21 protein-coding genes and 3 pseudogenes are annotated in these 24,261 nt (G+C 69.2%); 16 read left to right on the top strand and 8 right to left on the bottom strand.

From position 1 onward, the window contains the following. Positions 1–515 precede the first annotated feature (515 nt). Entirely contained in the window at positions 516–983 is a 468-nt protein-coding gene (locus tag LCD35_RS10675) for a hypothetical protein (protein WP_224963307.1), read from the top strand. A gap of 972 nt (positions 984–1,955) precedes the next feature. On the opposite strand, the gene LCD35_RS10685 is transcribed toward LCD35_RS10675, so the two are convergent. Next, entirely contained in the window at positions 1,956–2,825 is an 870-nt protein-coding gene (locus LCD35_RS10685) for an IS5 family transposase (RefSeq protein WP_255614689.1), read from the bottom strand. A gap of 592 nt (positions 2,826–3,417) precedes the next feature. After that, positions 3,418–4,026: a TetR/AcrR family transcriptional regulator gene (locus LCD35_RS10690; RefSeq protein WP_224962588.1), complete on the bottom strand. Its 609-nt coding sequence runs from the start codon at positions 4,024–4,026 to the stop codon at positions 3,418–3,420. Positions 4,027–4,121: 95 nt separating this feature from the next. On the opposite strand from LCD35_RS10690, the gene LCD35_RS10695 reads away from it, so the two are divergent. From LCD35_RS10695 to LCD35_RS10715, 5 genes are all read left to right on the top strand, one after another. After that, on the top strand, positions 4,122–5,312 hold the full coding sequence (locus LCD35_RS10695) for an MFS transporter (protein ID WP_224962586.1): 1,191 nt from the start codon (positions 4,122–4,124) through the stop codon (positions 5,310–5,312). Between the two features lie 58 nt (positions 5,313–5,370). Next, positions 5,371–6,249: an aldo/keto reductase gene (locus LCD35_RS10700; protein ID WP_224962594.1), complete on the top strand. Its 879-nt coding sequence runs from the start codon at positions 5,371–5,373 to the stop codon at positions 6,247–6,249. A 50-nt stretch (positions 6,250–6,299) separates the two neighbouring features. Next, entirely contained in the window at positions 6,300–6,575 is a 276-nt protein-coding gene (locus LCD35_RS10705) for a YciI family protein (protein ID WP_224962592.1), read from the top strand. A gap of 91 nt (positions 6,576–6,666) precedes the next feature. Then, on the top strand, positions 6,667–7,269 hold the full coding sequence (locus LCD35_RS10710) for a TetR/AcrR family transcriptional regulator (protein WP_224962584.1): 603 nt from the start codon (positions 6,667–6,669) through the stop codon (positions 7,267–7,269). A 59-nt stretch (positions 7,270–7,328) separates the two neighbouring features. Further along, the gene (locus LCD35_RS10715; protein WP_224962582.1) at positions 7,329–8,327 is read left to right on the top strand and encodes an amidohydrolase family protein; all 999 of its coding nucleotides are present in this window, start codon (positions 7,329–7,331) and stop codon (positions 8,325–8,327) included. Positions 8,328–8,734: 407 nt separating this feature from the next. Here the strand turns inward: LCD35_RS10715 and LCD35_RS10720 are convergent, their stop codons facing one another. Further along, the gene (locus tag LCD35_RS10720) at positions 8,735–9,361 is read right to left on the bottom strand and encodes a TetR/AcrR family transcriptional regulator (RefSeq protein ID WP_224962581.1); all 627 of its coding nucleotides are present in this window, start codon (positions 9,359–9,361) and stop codon (positions 8,735–8,737) included. Positions 9,362–9,397: 36 nt separating this feature from the next. Between LCD35_RS10720 and LCD35_RS10725 the strand changes: the two genes are divergently transcribed. From LCD35_RS10725 to LCD35_RS10745, 5 genes and pseudogenes are all read left to right on the top strand, one after another. Then, positions 9,398–10,357, top strand: coding sequence for an NADP-dependent oxidoreductase (locus LCD35_RS10725; RefSeq protein ID WP_224962579.1), 960 nt, complete (start codon positions 9,398–9,400; stop codon positions 10,355–10,357). A 150-nt stretch (positions 10,358–10,507) separates the two neighbouring features. Then, the gene (locus tag LCD35_RS10730) at positions 10,508–11,980 is read left to right on the top strand and encodes an MDR family MFS transporter (protein ID WP_224962577.1); all 1,473 of its coding nucleotides are present in this window, start codon (positions 10,508–10,510) and stop codon (positions 11,978–11,980) included. Between the two features lie 58 nt (positions 11,981–12,038). After that, positions 12,039–12,434, top strand: a pseudogene (locus LCD35_RS29880) (cation:proton antiporter); the annotation flags it as partial. 62 nt (positions 12,435–12,496) lie between these two features. After that, entirely contained in the window at positions 12,497–13,705 is a 1,209-nt protein-coding gene (locus LCD35_RS29885; RefSeq protein WP_308012519.1) for a cation:proton antiporter, read from the top strand. A gap of 35 nt (positions 13,706–13,740) precedes the next feature. After that, positions 13,741–13,833, top strand: a pseudogene (locus LCD35_RS10745) (IS5/IS1182 family transposase); the annotation flags it as partial. Here the strand turns inward: LCD35_RS10745 and LCD35_RS30440 are convergent. Both LCD35_RS30440 and LCD35_RS10755 read right to left on the bottom strand, forming a co-directional pair. Further along, positions 13,807–13,967, bottom strand: a pseudogene (locus tag LCD35_RS30440) (IS5/IS1182 family transposase); the annotation flags it as partial. The pseudogenes LCD35_RS10745 and LCD35_RS30440 sit on opposite strands and share 27 nt — an antisense overlap. Positions 13,968–14,804: 837 nt before the next feature. Beyond that, positions 14,805–15,524 (bottom strand): TetR/AcrR family transcriptional regulator, encoded by a 720-nt coding sequence (locus tag LCD35_RS10755; RefSeq protein ID WP_224959346.1) that lies wholly within the window; start codon positions 15,522–15,524, stop codon positions 14,805–14,807. A 114-nt stretch (positions 15,525–15,638) separates the two neighbouring features. Here LCD35_RS10755 and LCD35_RS10760 point away from each other — a divergent pair, with 114 nt between their 5' ends. Further along, positions 15,639–16,385, top strand: a complete 747-nt coding sequence (locus LCD35_RS10760) for an SDR family oxidoreductase (protein ID WP_224959347.1) — start codon at positions 15,639–15,641, stop codon at positions 16,383–16,385. Between the two features lie 113 nt (positions 16,386–16,498). On the opposite strand, the gene LCD35_RS10765 is transcribed toward LCD35_RS10760, so the two are convergent. Genes LCD35_RS10765 through LCD35_RS10775 form a run of 3 tightly spaced genes read right to left on the bottom strand, consistent with a single transcriptional unit; the run spans position 16,499 to position 19,006 of the window. Beyond that, positions 16,499–17,701: a HAMP domain-containing sensor histidine kinase gene (locus tag LCD35_RS10765; protein ID WP_224966802.1), complete on the bottom strand. Its 1,203-nt coding sequence runs from the start codon at positions 17,699–17,701 to the stop codon at positions 16,499–16,501. 1 nt (position 17,702) lies between these two features. Next, positions 17,703–18,398 carry a response regulator transcription factor gene (locus LCD35_RS10770; protein ID WP_224959350.1) on the bottom strand — a complete coding sequence of 232 codons (696 nt, stop codon included), beginning with the start codon at positions 18,396–18,398 and terminating at the stop codon, positions 17,703–17,705. Continuing rightward, positions 18,395–19,006, bottom strand: coding sequence for an LppP/LprE family lipoprotein (locus tag LCD35_RS10775; protein WP_224966801.1), 612 nt, complete (start codon positions 19,004–19,006; stop codon positions 18,395–18,397). The genes LCD35_RS10770 and LCD35_RS10775 overlap by 4 nt, the downstream gene beginning before the upstream one ends. A 239-nt stretch (positions 19,007–19,245) precedes the next feature. Here LCD35_RS10775 and LCD35_RS10780 point away from each other — a divergent pair, with 239 nt between their 5' ends. From LCD35_RS10780 to ettA, 4 genes are all read left to right on the top strand, one after another. Beyond that, the gene (locus LCD35_RS10780) at positions 19,246–19,623 is read left to right on the top strand and encodes a hypothetical protein (protein WP_224959352.1); all 378 of its coding nucleotides are present in this window, start codon (positions 19,246–19,248) and stop codon (positions 19,621–19,623) included. A gap of 190 nt (positions 19,624–19,813) precedes the next feature. Further along, positions 19,814–21,853: a cytochrome c oxidase assembly protein gene (locus tag LCD35_RS10785; protein ID WP_225044117.1), complete on the top strand. Its 2,040-nt coding sequence runs from the start codon at positions 19,814–19,816 to the stop codon at positions 21,851–21,853. Positions 21,854–22,009: 156 nt separating this feature from the next. Next, a complete protein-coding gene (locus tag LCD35_RS10790) occupies positions 22,010–22,447 on the top strand; it encodes a single-stranded DNA-binding protein (protein WP_224978099.1) in 438 nt (145 codons plus the stop codon). 127 nt (positions 22,448–22,574) lie between these two features. Beyond that, positions 22,575–24,251 (top strand): energy-dependent translational throttle protein EttA, encoded by a 1,677-nt coding sequence (ettA, locus tag LCD35_RS10795; protein WP_224959354.1) that lies wholly within the window; start codon positions 22,575–22,577, stop codon positions 24,249–24,251. Positions 24,252–24,261: the final 10 nt, after the last annotated feature.

A 24,261-nucleotide genomic window follows, 5' to 3' on the forward strand; every position in this document is an offset into this window, starting at 1 on the left:
CCCCGCGGGGGGGGGGCCGGGGCGCGGGGGGGGGCGCGGGGGCCGCGCCCCCCGGGGGGGGGGGGGGGGGGCCGGCCGCCGCGGCCCCGCCCCCCGTTCGTGTCGGCGCAGGGTCTACTGCTGGCGCGCTTCCAGCGCCCGGCCGACGACATCGAGCGTGAGCTCGGTGTGCCAACGGGACAGCTCAGACCTGCCCCGCTCGCTCTCCCCAAATTCAGACGAGGAGTACCGCAAAGTCGACCATGACTAGTCGTCGCGGGCTCACTGGCGTACCTGCGCGAGCACTCGGCCGAACGGCATGGCCTGCGGCGCCGCAGCGACACCCCGCTCTGGCGCGTCGCATACCCGGATCCGCCACGCGCAGCTGGTGCAAGCCGAGGAGCTGAGGTCATCACGGAGCAGCTCACGGACCTGCCGGTGCTCTTCATCTGGATCTTGAACACAGAGCCGAGAGCAACGCGGCAAGGCTCGATGGAGTTCCCGGCAGCTGGGCAGGTCGGCTACCATCGACCGTCATGAGCGCCGTGATCGCGGCCCCGGTGAGCGACGAAATCCGCTCCTATGCATCGCTGGAGCGCATTGATTACGCGGAGGCGTTCCAGCTGGGGGTGCCCAGCGCGGATGCCCGCGCCGCGGAGGTGTGGTTGCGGGCGATCTTCGAGTCGCTGCCCGCGTCCGCACGGGTTGGCTTGAGGCTCGGGTGGAGGGCGATCAGTGTTCGACTCGGTCCGTACCCGTCGGCCGAGCACGTGCTTGGTTGGGCTCTCGAGGACAGTCAGCCTCGCTGGGCCCGTCTTGCGACTCACGGATGGCTTGGTGTCCGGGCGAACCTCGTGCTACGCGTCGAAGCCACAGTGCTGACTCTTGTCACTTTCCTCGAGTACCGCCGTCCTGCGGCCCGCGTCATGTGGCTGTTCGTACGTCCGCTTCACGTGGTGATCGCACGGTTCCTGCTGTCGCGAATGGCCGCCGTCCGCTCGTGAATCCCTGACCTTCCGCAACCGCCTCGTTTGCTGCAGTGACACTTCCTTGCCGCCACTCCTGCTTCGAGGAAGGCTCCGGTCCCCGCGCCGCACTGCTTCCTGTCTCTCACCCCCAAAGAACATTGCAGGTCACGAAGTGTTCATCCGTGTACGCGGGGTAGGTCAGCCAGCTCGGCCCCGGCGCGGACGGCCTGTTGAGTTCGTCCCGCATACACGTACGCGTGCATTGGCTCAGGTCTGCGGTCGTCACCGCTGCCGCTTCGCCTACCCGTTCCGCGTATTCCGACCTGTCAATACCGAAGGCGGGTAATGACGTCCTCCGTTGCGACCCGGGCGTCCTGGTTGCTCTGTCCCATTGGTCGGGCGTAGCCTGATCAAGCTCGGTCAAGGGCGCCGACCTGTGCCCCGCCACGCTTTACCGAAGCCTGCTCCTCGAGGTGGACCGATGACCCCTCGTGGCGGTCGATGGGATGGAGCCACCCACTCGCACCGTCCTGAACCGGCGCCCGAGCTTGATCCCCAGCTCCACCCTGGATACGGCCGCGAACAGGGGTGGCCTGTACCCCAAGTTGTATTCAGAACTTGAAGTCTTGGGTGAGAGTCTCGAGTGCTCGTCCGACTCGTTCGGTCCCCCACCGCCAGACGAGCATGTCGAACTCTCGACAGGCTCGTTCAAGGTCGGTAGAAGACAGTGTCATCAAGTCGGAGACACGGCCGGTCAACCAAATGTGCAGCAGTGCCTCTTCCTGTGCCGGTTTCGGCCCTGGCAAGGACTGTATATGCATCGATCAACAGCATTGGGACGGAAGTACCAGCCACATTCCCCTCTTCGGGTGCATTCTGGAGCTCGGTGCAACGAAGAGACCTAGTGTCCGCGAGCGTCGTTCCGCGGTTTCGCTTTGGGCTGTTCGAGCTGTGGGGAGGGAGCCTTTGACGAGGCCTCTGCCGCCTGCGTAGGTGTCGATTTTTCGGTCAAGGCGAACGATAGGCACCGGCTGGGAGAGTCGTGGCGCGGGCTTGGGTGCTGCCGGACATGATGGCTTGTCGCGTTTCGTCAGTGCCTGTTCCTGTTCTCAGGTGAGGCGTTTGCTGGTGGTGTGGATCATGGCCCGGCGGACGATGGCTTCGTGGTGTTGGGGTAGTCGTTCGTAGTCGCGGACGCAGTGGCGGTGTTGGTTGATCCAGGCAGGGCTGCGTTCGACGACCCATGGTCGGTGGAGAACGACGAACCCGACTTGGCCTGCGAGTGTCGACGATTTCGATGCTGATCCCGAACGGCGATGTCGCCCAGTTGATCAGGGTGCCGGTGTAGCCGGAGTCTGCCCGCAGGTGCCGGATGCTCGGGCAGAGGTAGCGCAGCCTGACCAGGAGGTTCCGGGCGGTGGTGCGGTCTTGGGCGTCAGCCGAGGTGACCAGCACGCAGATCAGCAGTCCGACGGTGTCGATGGCGATATGCCGTTTGCGGCCGTTGATTTTCTTGCCCGCGTCGAATCCGCGGCTGCGGGATCCGACGGTCTCGGCGGCCTTGATCGAGGCGGAGTCGATGATCCCGGCGCTGGGCGCGGCCCGGCGACCTTCGGCCAGTCGTGCCCGGTCACGCAGCGCGTCGAGTAGGTGCTGAGTGGCGTCGTGGTGTTCCCAGGCGGCGAAGTGGTTGTACACAGTGGACCACGGTGGGAAATCCGCTGGTAGAGTTCGCCATGTGATGCCGTTGTCGACGACGTAGAGGATCGCGTCGACGATCTCGCGGCGGCAGTGCTTGGCTCGGCGGCCACCTCGCCCGGTTAGCCAGCCCGGCGTGGGCAGCAACGGTTCGATGAGCTTCCATTGAGCGTCGGTCATGTCCGACGGATAGCGCCGTGACCTGCTTGGAGACTGGTGCGTGGTCGCCAACAGGCGGCAGGATCGACCCCCTGCGGGCAGGGTCGACGAACTCGGGCACGATGGCATCCGGGACTCCTCGGTAGAGCGGATGACCAGACACCACTCGATCTACCAGGGGTCCCTTCTCATCTCCGCAGCCGCCCCGACGACCAACATCAGTTCAGGAACAGGCTCTCAGGGCGAGTGGGCGAGAGCGTTGGGCGGGGAGTGGGGATGGCGCTCTCGGCTTCGACGCTGTCGACGACGATGCGAAATTCCAGTCGAGTCGGAGCCGGGTCGCGCTGCTGATCGGACGTGAGCAAGGGGCCCGCATCGACAGGCCGCCCAATATCGGCCAGCCCACCTCGCCGCGGTCGCGGGCGGACACTTGAACCGTTCCGCGGCGGTGCGGGCGCCAGGTCCGAGCGTCCTCAACGATCGGCGGGCCAGGCGTCCCCTCGCCCCCTGGTGCGAACGGGCACTAGCGTGAGTCGTTGCGGCGCGACGTGTGGTACCTCGCATCGTCCAGGCCGTCTTCTCCGGCGTCATCCGTCCACAACGTGCTGAGGAACTACACCGAGGCCGCGAACGCGTCCCAGACGTGCAGGGACGCGTCCGCACCGCTGTGTAGGGATTTCGGCTCGGCGCCGTCCCGGATCTGTACCGAGAGGCCGAGCAGCAGCCCGTGGAGCAATCCGCTCAGTCCGATCACGTCGGTGTCCTGCCGGAGCTCGCCCGTGTCGACCGCTCGGATCACGCACCACTCGATGCCCTGCCGGTCTTCCTCGCGCCGCCGTGCGACGGCGTCGCGCACCGACGTCGGTGTCTGCTCGCCGGTGAGGCCGCTGGACAGGGCGACCAGGCATCCGGCGGGATGGCGCGGATCAGTCTGCATGTCGATCGAACCGTGCAGGAGTCGTGCGATGGCATCACGTCCGGAGAGACCCGGGTCGCGGACGACATCGGTGATGGCCCCCCAGCTCGACACATAGCGTTTCAACGCGCGCTCGAACAGGGCGGCCTTGGATTCGAACGCCGCGTAGAAGCTCGCCGACGAGATGCGCATCGCCGCGCGCAAGTCTGCGAGAGATGTCCCCTCGTACCCCTGCTCCCAGAACAGCAGCATCGCCGCATCCACTGCGGCATCGACGTCGAAGGTGCGCGGGCGACCTGCGGGCATCAGTCCTCGTCTCATTCGGGATCAGTCGATCCAGTTTGACAAGCGTCGCTCTTGCGGTCAATACTGGATCAACTGATCTGGAATTGGAGCTGCCTGTGACTGAGGCCATCGAGACCGTCCGCACCGCATCGACGGCGCGTCGCACACTGCCGTTCGGAGCCCTTGTCGTGATGGCGATGGTCGGGTTCATCGTGATCGCCACCGAAACGATGCCGGCGGGGCTTCTGGCCGAGATCTCGCACGGCTTGGACACCTCGCCCGGCGTGACCGGGCAGCTTGTCAGCGCTTACGCCCTTGGCACGGTCCTCGCGGCGATCCCGTCGACGGCGCTGACCCGAACTGTCCGGCGAAAGCCGGTGCTGCTCGTCGGAATCGTCGGCTTCGTCGTGGCGAACACGGTGACGGCCCTCGCGCCCGGGATCGTGATCGCGCTGATCGCCCGATTCGTCGCTGGTGGGTTCTCGGGCCTGTTGTGGGGGATGCTCGCGGGATACGCGCGACGGATCGCGGCACCCGAGCATGCCGGTCGAGCGCTCGCCATCGCCATGACGGGGACGCCGGTGGCGCTTGCCGTCGGAACGCCGCTGGGCTCCTGGCTGGGCGCTGCGACGGACTGGCGGTGGGTGTTCGGCGCGATGTCGGCCCTGTCCGTGATCGCGTTCGTGCTCACCGTGGTGCTGGTCCCTGACGCGCCCGGACAGTCCGCCTCGAGCAGCCGCTCGCTTCGACGAGTCGTGGGGATCCCTGGGGTCGGCGTGATCCTCGTCGTGGTGTTCGTGTGGATGTTCGCGCACAACCTCGAGTACACGTATATCGCCGAGTACCTGGGGGCCATCGCAGCGGCGCTTCCGGTCGGCGTGGCGCTCGTCGTCTTCGGTGTCGCATCGCTGGTGGGCGTGTGGCTCACCGGAGTCGCTGTCGACCGTCATCTCCGTCGCACCACCCTCGCGGGAGTCGCTGCGTTCGTCGTGGGCGGACTCGTTCTGGCCGTCGGCGGCACGTCCCCGGTGCTGGTCATCGTCGGTCTCGCACTCTGGGGCGTCGGATTCGGCGGCGCCGCGACGCAACTGCAGACGGCGATGGCGTTGGCCGCGGGCGACAACGCGGACGTTGCCAACTCCATTCTGACCGTCGCGTTCAACCTCGCGATCTTCGCCGCGGCAGCGGCCGGCGCGACGCTGGTCGACGGTGGAGCGGCGACAGTGCTCCCGCTGGCGATGGCGGCACTGAGCCTTGTCGCTCTCGCGCTCGTAGCCGGCGGACGCAGGCACGCGTTCACGCCGTGAGCCGACCCCCCTGCACGCGCCTGTTCCGAATGCTCCAACCCGATTGAAAGTGGACCTCATGCACCCATCGGCACGTGCCGATCGCGCTGGCACGATCACGATCGGCGGCGACCTGGACGTCGCCCGCCTCGGCTTCGGCACCATGCGGCTTCCCGGCCCCGGCATCTGGGGACCGCCGCGCGACCACGACGAGGCGATCCGCGTCATCCGCCGTGCCGTCGACCTCGGTGTCACGTTCATCGACACCGCCGACTCGTACGGGCCGGCGGTCGCCGAGGAACTCATCAAGGAAGCCCTTCACCCGTACCCGGACGACCTCGTGATCGCGACGAAGGCCGGACTCCTGCGCCCCGGCCCGATCGTGGCGCCGGGCCCCTGGCCCCGATGCGGACGCCCGGATTACCTCAAGCAGCAGGCGGAGCTCTCACTCCGCAGGCTCGGCGTCGAAAGACTCGACCTCTTCCAACTGCACCGCGTCGACGAGACGGTGCCATTCGAGGACCAGATCGGCGCGCTCGCAGACCTCCGCGCGGCCGGAAAGGTGCGGCACGTCGGACTCTCCGGCGTCTCGGTCGCCCAGCTGGAAGCCGCACGCAGCATCGTCCCGATCGTCGCTGTGCAGAACCGTTACAACCTCACCGACCGCTCCGAGACCGCAGTGCTCGACTGGGCGACCTCCCACGGAATCGCATTCATCCCGTTCGCGCCGCTTTCCGTCGGAGCCCTCGCCGAGCCGAGGGGCGCGATCGGCCAGATCGCGGCGACGCACGGTGTCCCGGCCGGGAGCGTCGCCCTCGCATGGCTGCTCAAACGCTCGCCGATGATGCTTCCGATCCCGGGCACCTCGACGGTCGCGCACCTCGAGGAGAACATCCGAGGCGCGGCGCTGGACCTCTCCGACGACGAACTCGACCTCATTGGCCGCGACACCCGCTGACCCGACCACTTGACGACGAAAGATCCGAAAGCAGCAGGCCCGTGATTCTCATGATCTCGAACTACACACGATCCCTCGACGAGGTCTCCACGATCCGCCCCCAGCACCTGGCGTTCCTCGACGAACTCGAGGCGCGCGGGCTCGTTGTCTCCGCCGGGATGCGGAACCCGCCTACCGGCGGTGTTGTGCTCCTCGCCACCGACGACGTCGACGACGCACACGCGCTCATGGCCGACGACCCGTACGCGAAAGCCGGCTACTCGATCTACCAGGCTGTCGGATGGAACCCCGTCCGCGGCGTCCTCGCCGACTGGGCCGCGCACTGAGGCGATCAGCGCGTCCATGTCAGCATCGCTACATACCGGTCGTCTCTGAGATACCGATGGTATATTCATTCCCATGGGCAGGGGGAGCCGGGTGCGACGGCAGCAGGAGACGCGGGAGGCGATCCTGGCAGCCGCGTACACCTTGTTCTGCAGCAAGGGGTATGGGGGCGCGTCTCTTGCTGAGATCGCCGAGTCGGCGGGCTTCACGAAGGGAGCGGTGTATGGGCTGTTCCGGAGCAAGGAGGACCTCTTTCTCGCACTCGCGAAGGCGCGCACGACCGAGCTCGTCGCGGAGGTAGGGGAGATTCTCGGACGCTCCGCGTCCCGTCAGCAGCGCCTTGACGCCTTGGCGGGCTGGGTGCGGAGGAGGGCGGACGCGGAGCGCGAGTGGTTCCTCGTCAACGCGGAGTTCTCGATCCTGGCGGCGCGTCGTCCTCACTTGCTCCCTGATCGACGTGCAGCAGCCGCCAACACCGTCGCGGACGTCATGAACGTCCTCCAGATCGACTCGCTCGGCGATGGCGCTGGTGTGAACGAGAACGTCGGACGGGTCGTCCTCGCGCTCGCGGACGGGCTCGCGTTGCAGCTCGCACTGGACGAGGCCGTGGACATCGCGCACATCTTCACGGACGCCCTCACTCGGTTGCTGGGCTCAGGGCCAGCCGAGGGCCGTGACAGGGACGGACGCTCTTGAACGCGGACGGTGGCGGAGCGGAAGGCGACTCGGGGCCGGAGGGGGTGTCCCGTAGGCGCGTGGTGGCGGGTATCGGTGTGGGGACCCTGATCGCGGCCGCAGCGGGGTTCGGCCTCGCCGCGACACCGCGAGTTCCGGCCTCAACCCCGTCGGCCCTCGTCGATCATCACCTGCACATTCAAGGTCCCGCGGCGACCACACACCTGCGGCGCCTTCGCACCGAACACGGCGAACTTGCCACGCTCTCGCTGCTGAACCGAGAGGCGTTCGCCGTACGCACGGGAGAAGACGCGGTGCGGGTACTCGACGCGGCGGGCATCGGCCGCGGCGTGCTCCTGTCGGAGGCGTACATGCTGGGCTCGGCCGAACTTGTGCGGGAAGAGAACGCCTTCAACGTCGATGCCGCGCGTACATCTCGCGGACGGTTGTGCGCCTGCGTGGGAGTGAATCCGTTCATGACCAGCGCGGTCGATGAGTTGCGCCACTGGGCGGGGCAAGACGGGGTCGTCGGTGCAAAGCTTCACCTCGCCAACAGCGGGTTCGATCCGCAGTCGACGGACTCAGTGGACCGTCTGGTTCAGATCGTCAGAGAGTGCCGCGTTCTGGATCTTCCGCTGGTCATCCACCCTCGGCACTCGCCCGACTACTCGAGAGAAGCCGCCGACGTTTTGATCAACGGCGTGCTGTGTGAGGCCGAAGGGCTACCGGTCCAGATCGCGCACGCCGGCGGCTGGGGTGGGCTCGACGAGTCGACCTTCGCCGCCCTGCAGGGATATCAGGACGCGATCGAAGCATCCCGTCCGGGAACGAGCCTGCTGCAGATCGACCTCGCCGTGGTCGTGCAGGCCCCCTGGGCCGACGGCGAGAAACTGCATCGGCTCGTCGAGCACATGCGGCACATCGGAGTCGAACGCTTCCTAATGGGGTCGGATTGGCCCGCCATCGCGTCCCCCGGCGATCACAACCGACTGTTGCTCGGACAACTCCCCTTGAGTGAGTCGGAACGGCGGACAGTTCTGAAGAACGTCGCGAACTATCTCGGGACAGCACATGCGTGAGAGATCCACCGACCGCATGCCGGCATCGCCCCGCCCCGTATTGGCTCGGCCCATACTGCCGCTCGCGGTCGCGACAGCGACCGTGCTGTTGGCGTCCGCACCTCTGGTCGGCCTGGTCTGGTTCACCGCTGTCCAGGCCGTGACATCGATTCTGGCGTTCGTGATCCTGCTGCTGGTGCTCCGGTACGCCCGGTGGCTCTGGGCGGCTGCCGTGGCGTTCGCCCTGCTCCTGCTCCAGCCAATATGGCCTGTCGCCCCGAACCCGCTGACACACTCCGCGACGATAGTCGCCAGCACCATGCTCCTCCTGTCCGTCGGTCTGTCCGTTCGTGCTCCGAAGCGGCGCAAGCGAGAACGGCCGAGAACTCCACCGCCTCAGCTGGACGCCCCACCCGTCGATGGGCGTGTCAGCGACATGTCGGTTCGGCGCGGAGGCCATCGAGGAGCAGGTCGAGGAGACGGTCAGCACTGATCGTTCCCGCGGCTTGCTGCGACACCGTGAAGATGCCGATGAGGCTGGCGGAGATCTCGGTGGGGGTGATGTCTGCGCGGAGGTCCCCGGCCTCGTTTCCTGCCTGGACGATGGTGGAGATGGCGTCGAGGATCTGATCGCGTGTGTGCGCGTGGGGGAGATCGCCGGTCTCGACCATCGTGAGCAGGGTGTTGAGCATGCCGCTCTTGGTGGCGATCCACTCGCCGTAGAGGTCCATCCAGAGTCGGAGGGCTCTTGCCGGGGCGTGCATCGTGAGGAGCTCTCGTGCGCCGGCGGTGAGGCGGGTGACCTGGTCGCTGTAGACCGCGGCGACGAGCGATTCGCGGGTGGGGAAGTGGCGGTAGAGAGTCCCGATCCCCACGCCGGCATCGCGCGCGATGGCTCGCATCGACGGCTCCGCGCCGTCGCCCCTCGTGAGTGCGCGGGTAGCGACCGCGAGGAGGTGGGCACGGTTACGGGCGGCATCTGCGCGCGGCTGATGAGCGTCAGAAGTTGTCAAACGGATCACGCTCCGGTTAGAGTGAGGATATATACGGAGCATAGTCCGTTTTGATGATGGATGAGAGCAGGTAGCGGGATGAGTGGACAGCGGGACGATCGGATCGACGCGCAGACGGGGCGGGCGGTGCTGTTCGAGTCGTTCGGCGGGCCGGAGAACCTGACGGTGCGGAACGTGCCTGCGCCGCAGGCGGGGCCGGGGGAGATCCGGATCCGGGTCGCCGCGGCGGGGCTGAACCCGATGGATTGGGTGATGACTTCCGATGCGGAGACCGCGGCCCGGTTCGGGCTGTCGCTGCCGTGCGGCTACGGCACGGACTACGCCGGCGCGGTGGACCAGGTGGGCGAGGGCGTGACCGGGTATGCGGTGGGTGACCGAGTGTTCGGGACGGCGCTCTCGCGCTCTCTGGCCGACTACATCCTGATGAGCGCAGACGGCGACATCGCCTCGGGCGTCGCCCACCACACCCCCGATGGTGTCGACGACCGGACGGCGGCGACGCTGGCGATCGCTGGAAGCACCGCTGTCGCCGCCTTGGCGAAGCTCGATCTCGGTCCGGACGACACGGTGCTGATCGGAGGGGCCGGCGGTGGCGTGGGCGTGTTCGCCGTGCAGCTTGCTCGACTGGCCGGGGCGCGCGTGATCGGGACGGGATCTGCGGCATCCGCGGAGTACCTGTCAAGCCTGGGCGCCACACCAGTGACGTACGGCGACGGCCTCGTCGAGCGGGTCCGGGCACTGGACGGTGCCCTGCCGACAGCGGCGCTCGACCTTCACGGCACCGACACCGTCGGTGTCGCTCGGGAGCTCGGCGTTCCCGACGATCGCATCTGCACCATCGCGGCCGCGGTTCCCGGGGTGCACGCCGCCAACGGTGCGGCGGCGGGTGCAGAGGCGCTGCAGAACATCGCGCGTCGTGTCGCCGAGGGGGAGCTGCGCGTCCCGATCGCGGAAACGTTCCCCCTGGACGAAGTTCGCGCCGCGGTCGAGCTCCAGGCCGCCCGCCACGTGCGCGGCAAGGTCGTCGTCGACCTCTGACCTTGCCGCCGTGGGCGTGACGCACTCCCGACCTAACGGGAGCGCGTCACGCCGATACGTCTTGCCGGCCGTCCCGTGGTGCCGGGTCTCGCGCGGCATCCTTCGGGCGCCCTCCGCGGCCCCCCGCCGCGCACATCGAATGAAGGAATCATGAAGTTCTCGCTGAAACGGCCCCTCTCGAACCGGAGCCGCTCTGCCAAGCCGGAGGATCCGGACGCGATCGATCCGGCCGTCTGGACGACGGCGTTCAGCATCATCGTCGGGGCGATGGCGGTCGTCTTCGACACCACCATCGTGAGCGTGGCCATCCACGACCTGGCGGATGATCTGCACGCACCCCTGGGCACCATCCAGTGGGTGACCACGGGGTATCTGCTCGCGATGTTCGTCACGATCCCGCTCGCCGGCTGGGCGCAGGCGGCGCTGGGCGGCAAGCGGCTGTGGCTGGTGTCGCTCGGGGCGTTCCTGATCGGCTCCATCCTGTGCGCGGCGTCCTGGGACGCGGCAAGCCTGATCGTGTCCCGGGTGGTGCAGGGGCTCGGCGGCGGAATCATGCTGCCGCTGATGACCACCCTCATCGTGCAGGCGACCGGCGGGCGACACATCGGCCGGGTGATGGCCGCGATCACCCTGCCAACCGCGCTCGGCCCGATCATCGGACCGGTACTCGGAGGAGTCATCCTCGCCGTCGCCGATTGGCGCTGGCTGTTTCTGGTCAACATCCCGTTCTGCGTGATCGGGGCATGGCTCGCCTACCGGAACCTGCCCGCACAACCGTCACGCCGGGGTGTGCGACTGGACCTGTTCGGCCTCCTCCTCGTCTCCCCAGGAGTCGCGGCGATCGTCTACGCACTCTCACAGGTCCAGGGAAGTGAGGGCTTCGCGTCCATGGGCGTCCTGGTCCCCCTCGGCGTCGGAGCGGTCCTCCTGGCGGGATTCGTCGGGTGGGCGCTCCGCCGTGGCGAGAGAGCACTGATCGACCTGCGGCTGTTCCGGCACCGGAACCTGACATCGGGGTCGGTGCTCGGCTTCCTGGCGGGCGCGACGTTGTACGGGGCCATGTTCCTGCTGCCGCTGTACTGGCAGGAGGTCCGGGGCGAGGACGCGCTGGGAGCGGGGCTTCTCCTCATCCCGCAGAGCCTCGGCACGCTGCTCTCACGAGGTGCTGCCGGCCGGTACACGGACAGGTTCGGGCCGAGATGGGTCGCGCTGGCCGGCTTCGTGATCGTGACCGTGTCGACGATCCCGTTCGCGTTCGTCACCGCAGACACCAGCTACGTGCTCCTGCTCGTGACGCTGTTCAGCCGGGGCATCGGCATGGGGGTCGCGATCATCCCGCTGACCGGAGCCTCCTTCATCGGGCTTCCCCACGATGACACGCCGGGAGCCAGCATCATCACGCGCGTCGCTCAGCAGCTGGGAGGTTCGATCGGCACAGCAGTCATCGCCGTCGTCCTCCAGAACGCCTCGGCCAGCAGTGCCGACCTCGATGACATCGCACACGGCTTCGGCAGCGCTTTCTGGTGGGCGATCGCCTTCACCGCCGTCGCCGCCCCCGTCTGCCTCCTCATGCCCGGCAGACCGCCGGCGACAGCCGTCCCGGCCACGGCTGCGGCCGGCTGACGAACACGTCCCTGACGGGATACACACGGAGAGAGAACGAATGGAATCGGTCGCGATGATGCTCGTCGCCGGAGCGCTGCTGGTCATCGGGGGTACCTGGCTTGCGCCGAAGATCCGCATGGCGGGACCGATCCTCTTGGTCCTCGTGGGGATCGCCTGCAGTCTCATCCCCGGTCAGGCTCCGCTGGAGATCGAACCGGAATGGATCCTCACCGTCGTGCTTCCGCCGATCCTGTACGCCGCGGCGGTCAACGTGCCGATGACGGACTTCCGTCGCAACTTCCTCACCACCAGCGGGCTGTCCGTCGGGCTCGTGCTGTTCTCCGCGGTCGCAGTCGGTTTTCTCCTCACCTGGCTGCTGCCCGGGCTTCCCCTCGCTGCGGGTATCGCTCTGGGTGCGGTCGTCGCTCCACCCGACGCCGTCGCCGCGACCTCCATCGGCAAGCGCCTCGGCCTGCCACCGCGGCTCGTGTCGTCCTGGAGGGGGAGGGGCTCGTCAACGACGCGACCGCGCTGGTGCTGCTGCGATCCGCCATCGCCGCCCTTGCAGGCGGGGTCACGCTGCTGGATGTCACCCTCGATTTCGACTACGCCGTCCTCGTCGGGATCGGCATCGGCACTGTCGTCGGATTCGCGGCCGTGCGGGTGCGTGCACGCATCGGCCAGCCGACCCTGACGACCGCGATCTCCTTCACGGTGCCGTTGCTCGCCTTCTTCCCCGCCGAGGCGCTGCACGGATCCGGCGTCCTCGCCGTGGTCGTCGCCGGTTTGATCACGGGGTTCACCGCGACACGCCACCTCACGCCGCAGGACCCGATCAGCGAACGCATGAACTGGCGCACGATCCAGCTCATGCTCGAGAACGGCGTCTTCCTCGCCATGGGATACCAGCTCTTGCACGTCGCCGAGGAAGTCGCCCGAGAAGGCGGCGATCTCTGGGGCACGATCTGGGTCGGGCTGGCCGTCACCGCCGCACTGATCCTCGTGCGCATCCTGTTCGCTGGCCCCCTGAGCGTATGGCTACGCTTCGAGCAACGCCGAGCGACGCGACGCCTCGCCGACACCGGCCGCGACAAGAGCGCGCGATGGCGCCACGTACTGCGGCTCCCGCATGCCGGGAAGGGCTCGCAGCGCCGACGAGCGGATTGGCGGGTGCTCGCCGCGGCTGCGGGATTCGACGCGGGCAAGAAAATCAACGGCCGCAAACGGCATATCGCCATCGACACCGTCGGACTGCTGATCTGCGTGCTGGTCACCTCGGCTGACGCCCAAGACCGCACCACCGCCCGGAACCTCCTGGTCAGGCTGCGCTACCTCTGCCCGAGCATCCGGCACCTGCGGGCAGACTCCGGCTACACCGGCACCCTGATCAACTGGGCGACATCGCCGTTCGGGATCAGCATCGAAATCGTCGACACTCGCAGGCCAAGTCGGGTTCGTCGTTCTCCACCGACCATGGGTCGTCGAACGCAGCCCTGCCTGGATCAACCAACACCGCCACTGCGTCCGCGACTACGAACGACTACCCCAACACCACGAAGCCATCGTCCGCCGGGCCATGATCCACACCACCAGCAAACGCCTCACCTGAGAACAGGAACAGGCACTCAGGGGCACCTGGATTCTCACGCGGAAACGAAACACTGGATCAATTTTAATGATGTCGTGAATAGCTACCTGAAGAGCAGCTATGGCGAACGCCACTACCAGGAAATTCCAATGTAACGCCGGGGATGCCCGAGGGGCGCCACCGTGGCGCCCACCGCAAGGTCCGGGCCCGCGTCGAGCACGCCTTCGCCCGCATGAAGAGCTGGAAGATCCTCCGCGACTGCCGTCTCAAGGGCGGGCAATGACCACGGCCGGCCCTGCGGACCGGATCGGCCCCCTCACTCCGCAGGGCGGTGATCAGCTTGCTGAACTGCTGAAGGCTCAGCCCGATGAACGGACCAATCCACGAGGGCTCCGACGCCGTGATCACACCAGCCACGGCAAGATCATCCCACCTCTGACCATCGGTTACGGGACAGCCTCTAGCCCATGTTGGCCACGGCGGTTCGAGATTTTCGTGACTTGCTGAACGTTCACAGCCTGCTTTGCGCTACTGCGTGCGGGTGAACTTAGCGGCGGAATCACAGGCAAAGGCATCGAGCAAAGGATTCGGCGAGTGATGCTTGTCTGCGATCAGTGTTCTTGCAGGTCAGCACAGCGCCGAGGGTGAACGCACTTCTAATCCTGAGGTCGCAGGTTCGAGTCCTGCCGGGGGCGCTCCGATGCTGGTCACAGCGGTGGGGGACGATCTCGATCAAGATCATCCCCCACTTTACCCTCCCGCCTCGCTCTGCTCGCCCAGGGCCGAGGAAGTCGGGCCGGCGGACCGGTCGGAACACGCCGTTCGCGTTGGCGGAATCGGTGCGGACGTCCCGGTGCTCGGCGACTTTCCCGTTGTCCGGCCGGAACCGGTCTGTGGGAGCACGCCGGGCGGCCGGGTTTCCGGATCAGGGGTGAATGCGTGGCCGCCCCGTTCCCTCGGCGCCGACGCGCTCGATGTTCAGCCGTCGCGCATGTGCAGGAAGCCGCTGAACGCTTCGGGGTGATCCTGGAGGCCCGGGGCCGATGTGGTCGGCGATCGCCTTTTCCGGGACGCCACCGAGAGCCGTCCGGTGGTGCTCCACGACGATCTTCTCGTGCTGCTCCGGATCGGACGTCGCGCCGTGCTCCGGTTCTGCGATGCGCCGCTGCGCGCGGTGGTTCCTCGTTCGGTTCCGCGCGCGAGGGATCCGGCCGGGTTCGGAAGCGCTGCGGTCGTGTCGCGCCGCGCGCGGGATCAGCGTTCGGGCGAGGGCGGGCCGCTTCCCTGGACGCGGTCGAGCCACTCGTCCAACAGCGCCTTCTCCGGTGCGGTGAGGCGGTCGACGTCGGGCAGGGCCGCGCGGAGGGTGGTGGCCGCGCGCGCCACCGGGTCCGCGGCCGAGGGCCGGTCGGCGGGGTCTGGAACGGTGATCACGCCGCGGACCATCTCGAAAGCGCGGTCGGCGAGCGCGTCGGCGTCCGCCGGGTCGGAGTCGCTGCCGATCAGGGTGAAGATGGTGCCCCGCCCGGCCGCGTGCATCAGCTGCACCGCCTGCGGTTCGGGGACCGCTAGCCGTCCCGCTTCGGCGATCGCGTGGATGAGGCCGGTCAGGATCCGTTCCGCCTGCTGCTCCGCCTCCGAGGGGGCGCGGCGCCTGCGGGAACCGTAGAGGGCGCTGTAGACGTCGGGGTTCTCCAGGCCGAAGCCGATGTGCAGCCGCCACCCGTTGCGGAGGTCTTCGACCGGGTCGCCGGAGGGGCGCATCGCGGTCTTGCCCGCGAGGTACGTGCTGAGCGCGTGCCCGGCGACCGCGTCCATCAGGTCGTCCTTGTCGCCGAACAGGCGGTAGATCGCCGGGGCGTGCACGCCCGCCGCGGTCGCGACGGCCCGGGTGCTCACCGCGGCCGGGCCCCCTTCGTCGAGCAGGCGCTTGGCCACTTCGACGATCTTCATCTTGGTGTCGGTCGATCCCACGATCGGCAACGATAGCAGTCCCCTCGCCTGGAAGTATCAGTGATAACACTCTGGTTGCTCCGCCGGAAGTATCGGTGTTACCGTTTTAAGGGTAACGACGAAACTGGAGTACAGATGAAGACCACAGGACGCACCGCACTGATCGTCGGCGGCACGTCGGGCATCGGCCTGGAGTTCGCGCACCAGCTGACCGCGCTCGGCAACTCCGTCGTGATCACCGGCCGCGACCGGGAGCGGGTCGAGGAGCTGGCCGCCGAACACGGTTTCGCCGGAGAGGTCGTGGACGTCACCGACGCCGCGTCCATCACCGCGCTGCGCGACCGGGTCGTCGACCGGTTCCCCGACTTGGACACCGTGCTGATCAGCTCCGGCATCATGCTCCCGGAGCGGCACCTCGAGGCCGATGCGCTCGAAGTCGCCGAGCGGACGATCTCGACCAACCTGCTGGGCACCATCCGCGTGTTCACCGCGTTCCTGCCGCACCTGCGCACCCGGCCCGAAGCGTCGATCATCACCGTCACCTCCGGCCTCGCCTACGTGCCGATGCCGCTGACGCCGACCTACTCGGCGACCAAGGCCGGCGTGCACGCCTTCACCGAGGCCGTGCGGGCACAACTGCGCGGCACGCCGGTGCAGCTGATCGAGCTGGCGCCGCCGTTGACCAGGACCACGCTGATGGGGCCGGGCACCGACCACGCCGGGGCCATGCCGTTGGGCGAGTTCGTGTCCGAGGCGATCGGCCTGATCCAGGCCGACCCGGACATCCGGCAGGTGCTCGTGGACCGGGTGAAGCCGCAGCGGTTCGCGGCCGTCGACGGCACCTACGACGAGCTGTTCGAGAACCTGGTGGCCCGCCTCTGACCCGGGCGGTCACGTGCGGCCGGTCGTCCCCGCGAGGTGCCGCGGCCGCTCGCCGGGGTCGGAGCCGGGCGGAACGCGTGACCCGCCGCCGAGCGCGCAGCGTGCCGCGCGGCTCACCCCAGGACCAGATCCGCCCGCGCCCCACCGGATTCGGCGGTGCCGAAGCGGAGTTCCGCGCCGATCACCCGCGCCTGCCCGGCGGCGATGGTCAGTCCGAGCCCGTGCCCGCCGCCGCGTTCGGCGCGTCCGGTGCGGAACCGCCGCGGCCCGTCGGCGAGCAGGTCTGCGGGGAAGCCGGGGCCGTGGTCCGCGACGGTGAGGGTGGCGCCGCACACCGAGAGCACCACCGGCGGTCGCCCGTGCCGGTGGGCGTTGCGGAGCAGGTTCACCAGGATCCGCTGCACCCGCCGTGGATCGGTGTCCACCTCCGCGGGCTCGGCGACCTCCAGCCGCACCGGTTTCTCGGCGGCGGCGGCGGCCCGCTCGGCGAGCAGGTCCGCGCCGATGCGTTCCGGGGCGCCCTGCTCCCCGTCGGTTTCGAGGCGGGCCACTTCGAGCACGTCCTCGATCAACCCGCGCAGCCGGGACACCCGGTCGCGGACCAGTTCGCTCGGCCGCCCCGGCGGGAGCAGTTCGGCGGCGGTGACCAGGCCGGTCACCGGGGTGCGCAGTTCGTGCGCGATGTCGGCGGTGACCCGGCGCTCCGCTTCCAGCCGTGCCCGCAGCTCCGCTGCCATCGCGTCCACCGCCCCGCCGAGCGCGGTCACCTCGTCGCGCCCGGCTCCGGCGATGGTGTTGCCGACGCGGGCAGCCAGCTCGCCGTCGGCGATGCGCAGCGCCGTCGCCGACGCCGCGCCGATCCGCCGCGCCAGGCGCTGGCCGATGAACACCGCCAGCGCCCCGGACACCAGCAGCAGCGCCACCACACCCAGCACCAACGCCTGGTCGAGCTGCGCCAGCAGCCGGGCCTGCTCGGCGTACGGGTCGTGGACGGTCAGCACGTGCCCGCCGACCTCGGTGCCCGCCCACACCGCCGGGTCGGCGGCGTCCGCGTCCACGTAGGTCGCGAACGAACCGGCCCGCACCGCGGCCACCAGCGGTGCGGGGGCGGACGCGTCGTCCAGGCTCGCGGACTCGGGCAGGTCGCGGTGCGCGTAGTACGACTCCGCCGCGATCCGCAACCTGCTGCCGGTCTCCTGCCTGCTCAACGCCTCGCTGAGGTCCACGGCGCGGTAGTGCGTCCACAGCGCGAACGCCACGCCCGCCAGCGCCGCGACCCCGGCGATCGCCAGCGCGTTCTTCACCGCGACGCGCACGTCAGCCCACCAGCTTGTAGCCGAACCCGCGGACCGTCTCGATGCGCTCCTTGCCGACCTTCACCCGCAGCCGTTGCACGTGGACGTCGACGACCCGGGTGTCGCTGCTCGCCGGGTAGTCCCACACCTGTTCCAGCAGCCGCCCGCGGGACAGCACCCGGCCTGGCTCACCGGTGAACTCCAGCAGCAGGCGCAGTTCGGTCGGCGTCAGCGACAGCAGCCGCCCGCCGCGGCGCACCTCCAGCGAATCCCGGTCGAGCTCCAGGTCGCCGAACGCGAGCCGGTCGCCCGCGGACGCGTCCTCGGCGGGCCGTACCGGTTCCCGCCGCCGCAGCGCGGCGCGCAGCCTGGCGACCAGGACCATGGTGTCGAACGGCTTGGTCACGTAGTCGTCGGCGCCCGCCTCCAGGCCCTGCACCACGTCGACCGCGTCGCTGCGCGCGGTCAGCATCAGGATCGCCACCGAGGACTCCTCCCGGATGCCGCGGCACAGGCTGATCCCGTCCAGCTCGGGCAGCATCACGTCGAGCAGCACGACGTCGGGTTCCCGCTCGCGGAACGCCGCCAGCCCGGCCAGCCCGTCGCCCGCGGTGCGGATCTCGAACCCGTACCGACGCAGCGCCAGCTCGGTGGCCTCCCGGATCACCTCGTCGTCCTCGACGAGCAGCACTGTGGTGCCTCGGACGTCCCAGCTCATCGGATGATGGTCCCCCAACCGCCGTACGGCGTGGTGCCGGGCGCGCCGCCGGTGCGCTCGGCCATCGCGAACCGGTGTCCGTCCCAGCTGAACCGGAGCCGTTCCGTGGCGGTCGGGCAGCAGTGCGCGTCGTCCGGCGCGTAGAGGTCCCGGTCCAGCACCAGATCACCCCCTTCGGCGCGGAGCCCGGCGTCCGGGCCCAGGTAGCCGAACACCAGCGAGACCTGCTGGTCGCGGACGCTGTAGACCAGCGTTGCCTTGGTGCCACCGCTGCCGCTGTCGTGCACGGGGGCCAGCACGTCGGCCTCGCCGTCCTTGGTGACGTCCGCGTACACCGGGTCCTCCAGCCCGCACACCGAGCAGCCGCGCAGGATCCGCTTCACCTCGTCCGGCACCTTCGGATCGGCGAGCACCGTGCTGCGCAGGTCGATGTTGCGGATGTTGCGCAGTTCGGCGCCGGTCGGCGGGGCCACCTCGGCGGTCGTGGCGGGCTGCGGCGGTGCGAGCGCCGGGCCCTCGACCCGCAGCGCGGGACTTCCGCATCCGGCGCACCCGGCCGACACCGCCAGCACCGCGACCGCGGCGGCCGCGCGGATCGTCGTTCGCACCTTCGTCCTCCTTCACCCGCGGAACGCACCCGAACGTAGGCGGGGATCGTCGCGGTGACCCGACGGCCGGGTAACAGGCGGCGCGCGAAATCCACTCGACGAGGCCACGAACTGCTGAAACACGACTGCCCCTCGACCGATGGGTGACCGTTGCACGAGCTCCGGGCCGCCGTGAGGTCCGCTCCCTAGCGTCGTCGTCGAGCGGTGGGAACACCGGAAGCGAACGGAGAGGAAACACCATGCGCATGCGGAACCTGACCCTGGCGGTCGCCGGAGCCGGTCTGCTCCTCGGGGCGCCCGGGGTCGCGCTCGCGGCCGGTGGTGACGAGCTGCACGTGACCGCGGACGGGCTGGTCAAGCCGAACCAGGAGATCACCGTCACCGCCGACTGCCCGGGCCTCGGCGCCACGGCCACCTCGTCGTTCGGATCGGTCGCCCGGCTCGGGCCCGCCGCCGACGCCGGCGTGCTGATCGGTTCGCTGCGGGTTCCCAACCAGGTGCCCGCACCGGAGGGCGACGCGAACACCATCACCGTGCGCTGCGACAGCGGTGAGACCGGGTGGATCTCGCTGCCCGACGCGGGCAACTCGGACTCGCAGCGGCCCGCCGGGCTCTGACGACGACCGGCGGCGGGACCCGGCACGGGGCCCGGGACCGACGTCGGCGCACCGCGACCCGCCTCGGGCGGGAGCGGCGGGCGGTGGCCGGAATCGGGGCCGGTCACCGCCCAACCGGGCCCGCGACCTGGCGACGAGGCGCGAGGGCACCCGAAACCGCAGGTCAGGGTCCGGCGGTTAGGCTCGTTCCGTGGCTTCTGAGACCGTTCCCGGCGCACGCAGCAGGTCCACCACCGTCGGAATCCTGGTCGTCACGGCCGGGATCCTCGCCGCGGTGGTGGCGGCGGCGCTGACCGCGTTGTCGGCGAGCGACGCGTACGCGGCGTACGGCCTGCCCGACCCGGGCGCGGTGACCGAGTACGGCCTGCCCGTGGTGCGGGTCCTCGCCGAGACCGGCGCGGTGGTGTGCATCGGCTCGTTGCTGCTGGCCGCGTTCGGCATCCCGGCGAGCCGGTCCGGCCCGCTGCTCGCCGACGGCTACGCGGCGGTGCGGACCGCGGGCTGGGCCGCCGGGCTGTGGTGCGTGGGGGCCGCGTTGCTCGTGCCGTTCACCGCCGCCGACGCCACCGGGCGGCCGATCGGTGACGTCCTCGACGCCCAGGTGCTGTTCGGCCTCGTCGACGCCTTGGAGGAGGCGAAGGCGTGGCTGCTGACCGCGGGGATCGCGCTGGTGCTGGCCGTCGGCTGCCGCGTGGTGCTGTCCTGGGGCTGGACGGTGGTGCTGTTCGCGGTGTCGCTGCTGGGCATGTTCCCGCTGGTCGCCACCGGCCACTCGGCGAGCGGCGGGGCGCACGACATCGCCACGAACAGCCTGCTGTTCCACCTGTTCTCGGCCACGTTGTGGGTCGGCGGGCTGGTCGCGCTCCTCGCGCACCTGGCGCGCGGGGGTGCGCACGCGGGGCTGGTGGCGCGCCGGTTCTCGCGGATCGCGCTGGTCTGCTGGATCGTGATGGCCGCCTCCGGGGTGGTGAACGCCTTCGCGCGGGTGCCGCTGGACCAGCTGTTCAGCACCACCTACGGGGTGCTGGTGCTGGTCAAGGTGGTGCTGCTGGTGGTGCTCGGCGTCATCGGCCACTTCCAGCGGGAGCGGGCGGTGCGGACCGTGGCGGAGGGCGGCGGCGGGCTGCTGCGGCTCGGCGCGGTCGAGGTGCTCGTCATGTTCGCGACGATCGGGGTGGCCGTCGCCCTCGGCCGCACCCCGCCGCCGGCCGAGCTGGGGGCGGTGCCGGACCGCACCGAGCTGCTGATCGGCTACCCGCTGGACGGGCCGCCGACGGCCCTCCGGCTGCTGTTCGACTTCCGCTTCGACCTGGTCTTCGGCACGGCGGCGCTGGTGCTCGCCGGGCTGTACCTGTACGGGGTGCGGGTGCTGCACCGCCGCGGCGACCGGTGGCCGGTGGGGCGGACGGTCGCGTGGCTGTGCGGCTGCGCGAGCGTCCTGGTGGCCACCTCGTCCGGAGTGGGCCGGTACGCGCCGGCGATGTTCAGCGTCCACATGGGCCAGCACATGGTGCTGTCGATGCTGGCGCCGGTGCTGCTGGTGCTCGCGGGGCCGACGTCGCTGGCGTTGCGGGTGCTCAGGCCCGCGGCGAAGGGCAGCCCGCCGGGGGCGCGGGAGTGGCTGCTGGCGTTCCTGCACTCGCCGCTGACGCGGTGGTTGACGAATCCGTTCGTGGCGCTGGCGTTGTTCACCGGCTCGTTCTGGGCGCTGTACTTCTCCGGCCTGTTCGACGCGGCGCTGCCGCAGCACTGGGCGCACCTGGTGATGAACGCGCACTTCCTGCTCGCCGGGTACGTCTTCTACTGGCCGGTGATCGGGATCGACCCGGCGCCCCGGCCGCTGCCGTCGCTGGCGAAGCTGGGGATGGTGTTCGCCTCGATGCCGTTCCACGCGTTCTTCGGGATCACGTTGATGATGTCGAACACCGTGATCGGGTCGGACTTCTACCGCGGTCTTTCGCTGCCGTGGGCGTCGGACCTGCTGGCGGACCAGAACCTGGGCGGCGGGCTCGCGTGGGCGTCGGGGGAGGTGCCGCTGGTGGTGGTGATGCTGGCGTTGCTGATCCAGTGGTCGCGCGCGGACTACCGGGAAGCGCGGCGGTTGGACCGCAAGGCCGCGGTGGACGGGGACGCGGATCTGGCGGCCTACAACGAGATGCTGCGGCGGCTCTCCGCTGGGGACGCGTCGGGTTCGGGGGCGAAGAACCCGACCTCTCGCTCCGACGGGTGACCCTCGATGAGGGGTAAACCACCGGATTCCGATGAATCGGTCCACAGCGGCGCGATCTGTGCACAGATCGTGAAACCGGGGTGTCGGTGGGTGATCGGCGCCGCGCATCCTGGAACCCGAGCCGACGGACGGCTCCGCGTTCCAGGAGGTGGCGAGATGTTCGAGACGACCGTGGCCGTGGTGGGGACCGTGCTCACCGAACCGAGGATCCGCACCACCCCCGGCGGAGAGCGGGTGGTGTCCTTCCGCCTGGCGGGGAACTCCCGCCGCTACGACCGGGAGGCCGAGCGCTGGACCGATGGCGACCGGCTGATCGTGACCGTGAACTGCTGGCGCCGGGTCGCCGACGGGGTGCTCGGCGTGGTGGGCAAGGCCACGCCGCTGGTCGTGTCCGGGCGGCTGCACACCCGCGAGTTCGAGTCGGCCGCCGGTCGGCGGACGTCGGTGGAGGTGGAGGCCGCGGCGGTGGGCCTGGACCTGGCCCGGGGCAACCGGTTCCCCAGATCGGCCGAGCGCCCGGCCGCCGAACGCGATGCCGCCGCGACCGGCCCCGGAACCGGCCGGCCGGACGTCGCGGCGCCCCGCGACGGGTGATCTCCGCGCCACCCGGTAGGTCGGTGACCAGCGGTGGAGCAGGTGCGGTGCGGGCTGTGCGCGGCTGCCGGCGCGGCAATCGACGGCGGTGCACGAGCCGACACGGGACGCAACTACGATTCAGGGCATGGCCGAGTTCATTTACACCATGAAGAAGGTGCGGAAGGCACACGGGGACAAGGTCATCCTCGATGATGCGACCATCCAGTTCTACCCGGGTGCCAAGATCGGCGTCGTTGGCCCGAACGGCGCCGGCAAGTCGACCGTGCTCAAGATCATGGCGGGACTCGAGCAGCCGAACAACGGCGAAGCGTTCCTCTCGCCCGGCTACACCGTCGGCATCATGCAGCAGGAGCCGCCGCTCAACGAGGAGAAGACCGTCCTCGGCAACGTCGAAGAGGGCGTCGGCGAGATCATCGAGAAGCTGCACCGCTTCAACGCCATCGCCGAGCAGCTCGCCACCGACTACACCGACGAGCTGATGGAGGAGATGGGGCGCCTCCAGGAGGAGCTCGACCACGCGGACGCGTGGGAGATCGACTCCCAGCTCGACCAGGCGATGGACGCGCTGCGCTGCCCGCCGCCGGACGCCCAGGTCAGCCACCTCTCCGGTGGTGAGCGCCGCCGCGTCGCGCTGTGCAAGCTGCTGCTGAGCAAGCCCGACCTGCTGCTGCTGGACGAACCCACGAACCACCTGGACGCCGAGAGCGTGCTGTGGCTGGAGCAGTTCCTCGCGAACTACCCCGGCGCCGTCCTCGCCGTGACGCACGACAGGTACTTCCTGGACAACGTCGCGGGCTGGATCCTGGAGCTCGACCGCGGGCGCACCTACCCGTACGAGGGCAACTACTCCACCTACCTGGAGAAGAAGCAGGAACGCCTCGCGGTGCAGGGCAAGCGCGACCAGAAGCTGCAGAAGCGGCTGAAGGAAGAGCTGGAGTGGGTCCGTTCCAACGCCAAGGCCCGGCAGACCAAGTCCCGCTCCCGCCTGGACCGCTACGAGGAGATGGCGGCCGAGGCGGAGAAGACCCGGAAGCTGGACTTCGAGGAGATCCAGATCCCGCCGGGTCCGCGGCTGGGTAACCAGGTCGTCGAGGTCGAGAACCTCAAGAAGGGCTTCGGCGACAACCTGCTCATCGACGGGCTCTCGTTCGACCTGCCGCGCAACGGCATCGTCGGCGTCATCGGCCCGAACGGCGTCGGCAAGACGACCCTGTTCAAGACCATCGTCGGGCTGGAGCAGCCGGACGCGGGCACCGTCAAGGTCGGCGACACCGTCCGGTTGTCCTACGTCGACCAGAACCGGGCCAGCATCGACCCGAAGAAGAACGTGTGGGAGGTGGTCTCCGACGGTCTCGACTACATCCAGGTCGGCCAGGTCGAGATGCCGTCCCGCGCCTACGTCAGCGCGTTCGGCTTCAAGGGCCCCGACCAGCAGAAGCCCGCGGGCGTGCTCTCCGGTGGTGAGCGCAACCGGCTGAACCTGGCGCTGACCCTCAAGGAGGGCGGCAACCTGATCCTGCTGGACGAGCCGACGAACGACTTGGACGTCGAAACGCTGGGCTCGCTGGAGAACGCGCTGGAGCAGTTCCCCGGTTGCGCCGTGGTGATCTCGCACGACAGGTGGTTCCTGGACCGCGTCGCCACGCACATCCTGGCCTGGGAGGGCGACGACCAGAACCCGGCCAAGTGGTACTGGTTCGAGGGCAACTTCGAGGGCTACGAGAAGAACAAGATCGACAGACTGGGGCAGGAAGCCGCCCGTCCGCACAGAGTCACCCACCGGAAGTTGACCCGGGGCTGAACCTGAACGG

This window comes from Saccharopolyspora sp. 6V (genome assembly GCF_020176785.1).
Lineage (GTDB): Bacteria > Actinomycetota > Actinomycetes > Mycobacteriales > Pseudonocardiaceae > Saccharopolyspora_C > Saccharopolyspora_C gregorii.

Bases quoted from the DNA above. Each gene is read 5' to 3' on its own strand.
- LCD35_RS10675 (WP_224963307.1), top strand. From the start codon at position 516: ATGAGCGCCGTGATCGCGGCCCCGGTGAGCGACGAAATCCGCTCCTAT.
- LCD35_RS10685 (WP_255614689.1), bottom strand. From the start codon at position 2,825: ATGACCGACGCTCAATGGAAGCTCATCGAACCGTTGCTGCCCACGCCG.
- LCD35_RS10690 (WP_224962588.1), bottom strand. From the start codon at position 4,026: ATGCCCGCAGGTCGCCCGCGCACCTTCGACGTCGATGCCGCAGTGGAT.
- LCD35_RS10700 (WP_224962594.1), top strand. From the start codon at position 5,371: ATGCACCCATCGGCACGTGCCGATCGCGCTGGCACGATCACGATCGGC.
- LCD35_RS10705 (WP_224962592.1), top strand. From the start codon at position 6,300: ATGATCTCGAACTACACACGATCCCTCGACGAGGTCTCCACGATCCGC.
- LCD35_RS10720 (WP_224962581.1), bottom strand. From the start codon at position 9,361: ATGCTCCGTATATATCCTCACTCTAACCGGAGCGTGATCCGTTTGACA.
- LCD35_RS10725 (WP_224962579.1), top strand. From the start codon at position 9,398: ATGAGTGGACAGCGGGACGATCGGATCGACGCGCAGACGGGGCGGGCG.
- LCD35_RS10730 (WP_224962577.1), top strand. From the start codon at position 10,508: ATGAAGTTCTCGCTGAAACGGCCCCTCTCGAACCGGAGCCGCTCTGCC.
- LCD35_RS10760 (WP_224959347.1), top strand. From the start codon at position 15,639: ATGAAGACCACAGGACGCACCGCACTGATCGTCGGCGGCACGTCGGGC.
- LCD35_RS10770 (WP_224959350.1), bottom strand. From the start codon at position 18,398: ATGAGCTGGGACGTCCGAGGCACCACAGTGCTGCTCGTCGAGGACGAC.
- LCD35_RS10780 (WP_224959352.1), top strand. From the start codon at position 19,246: ATGCGCATGCGGAACCTGACCCTGGCGGTCGCCGGAGCCGGTCTGCTC.
- LCD35_RS10790 (WP_224978099.1), top strand. From the start codon at position 22,010: ATGTTCGAGACGACCGTGGCCGTGGTGGGGACCGTGCTCACCGAACCG.
- ettA (WP_224959354.1), top strand. From the start codon at position 22,575: ATGGCCGAGTTCATTTACACCATGAAGAAGGTGCGGAAGGCACACGGG.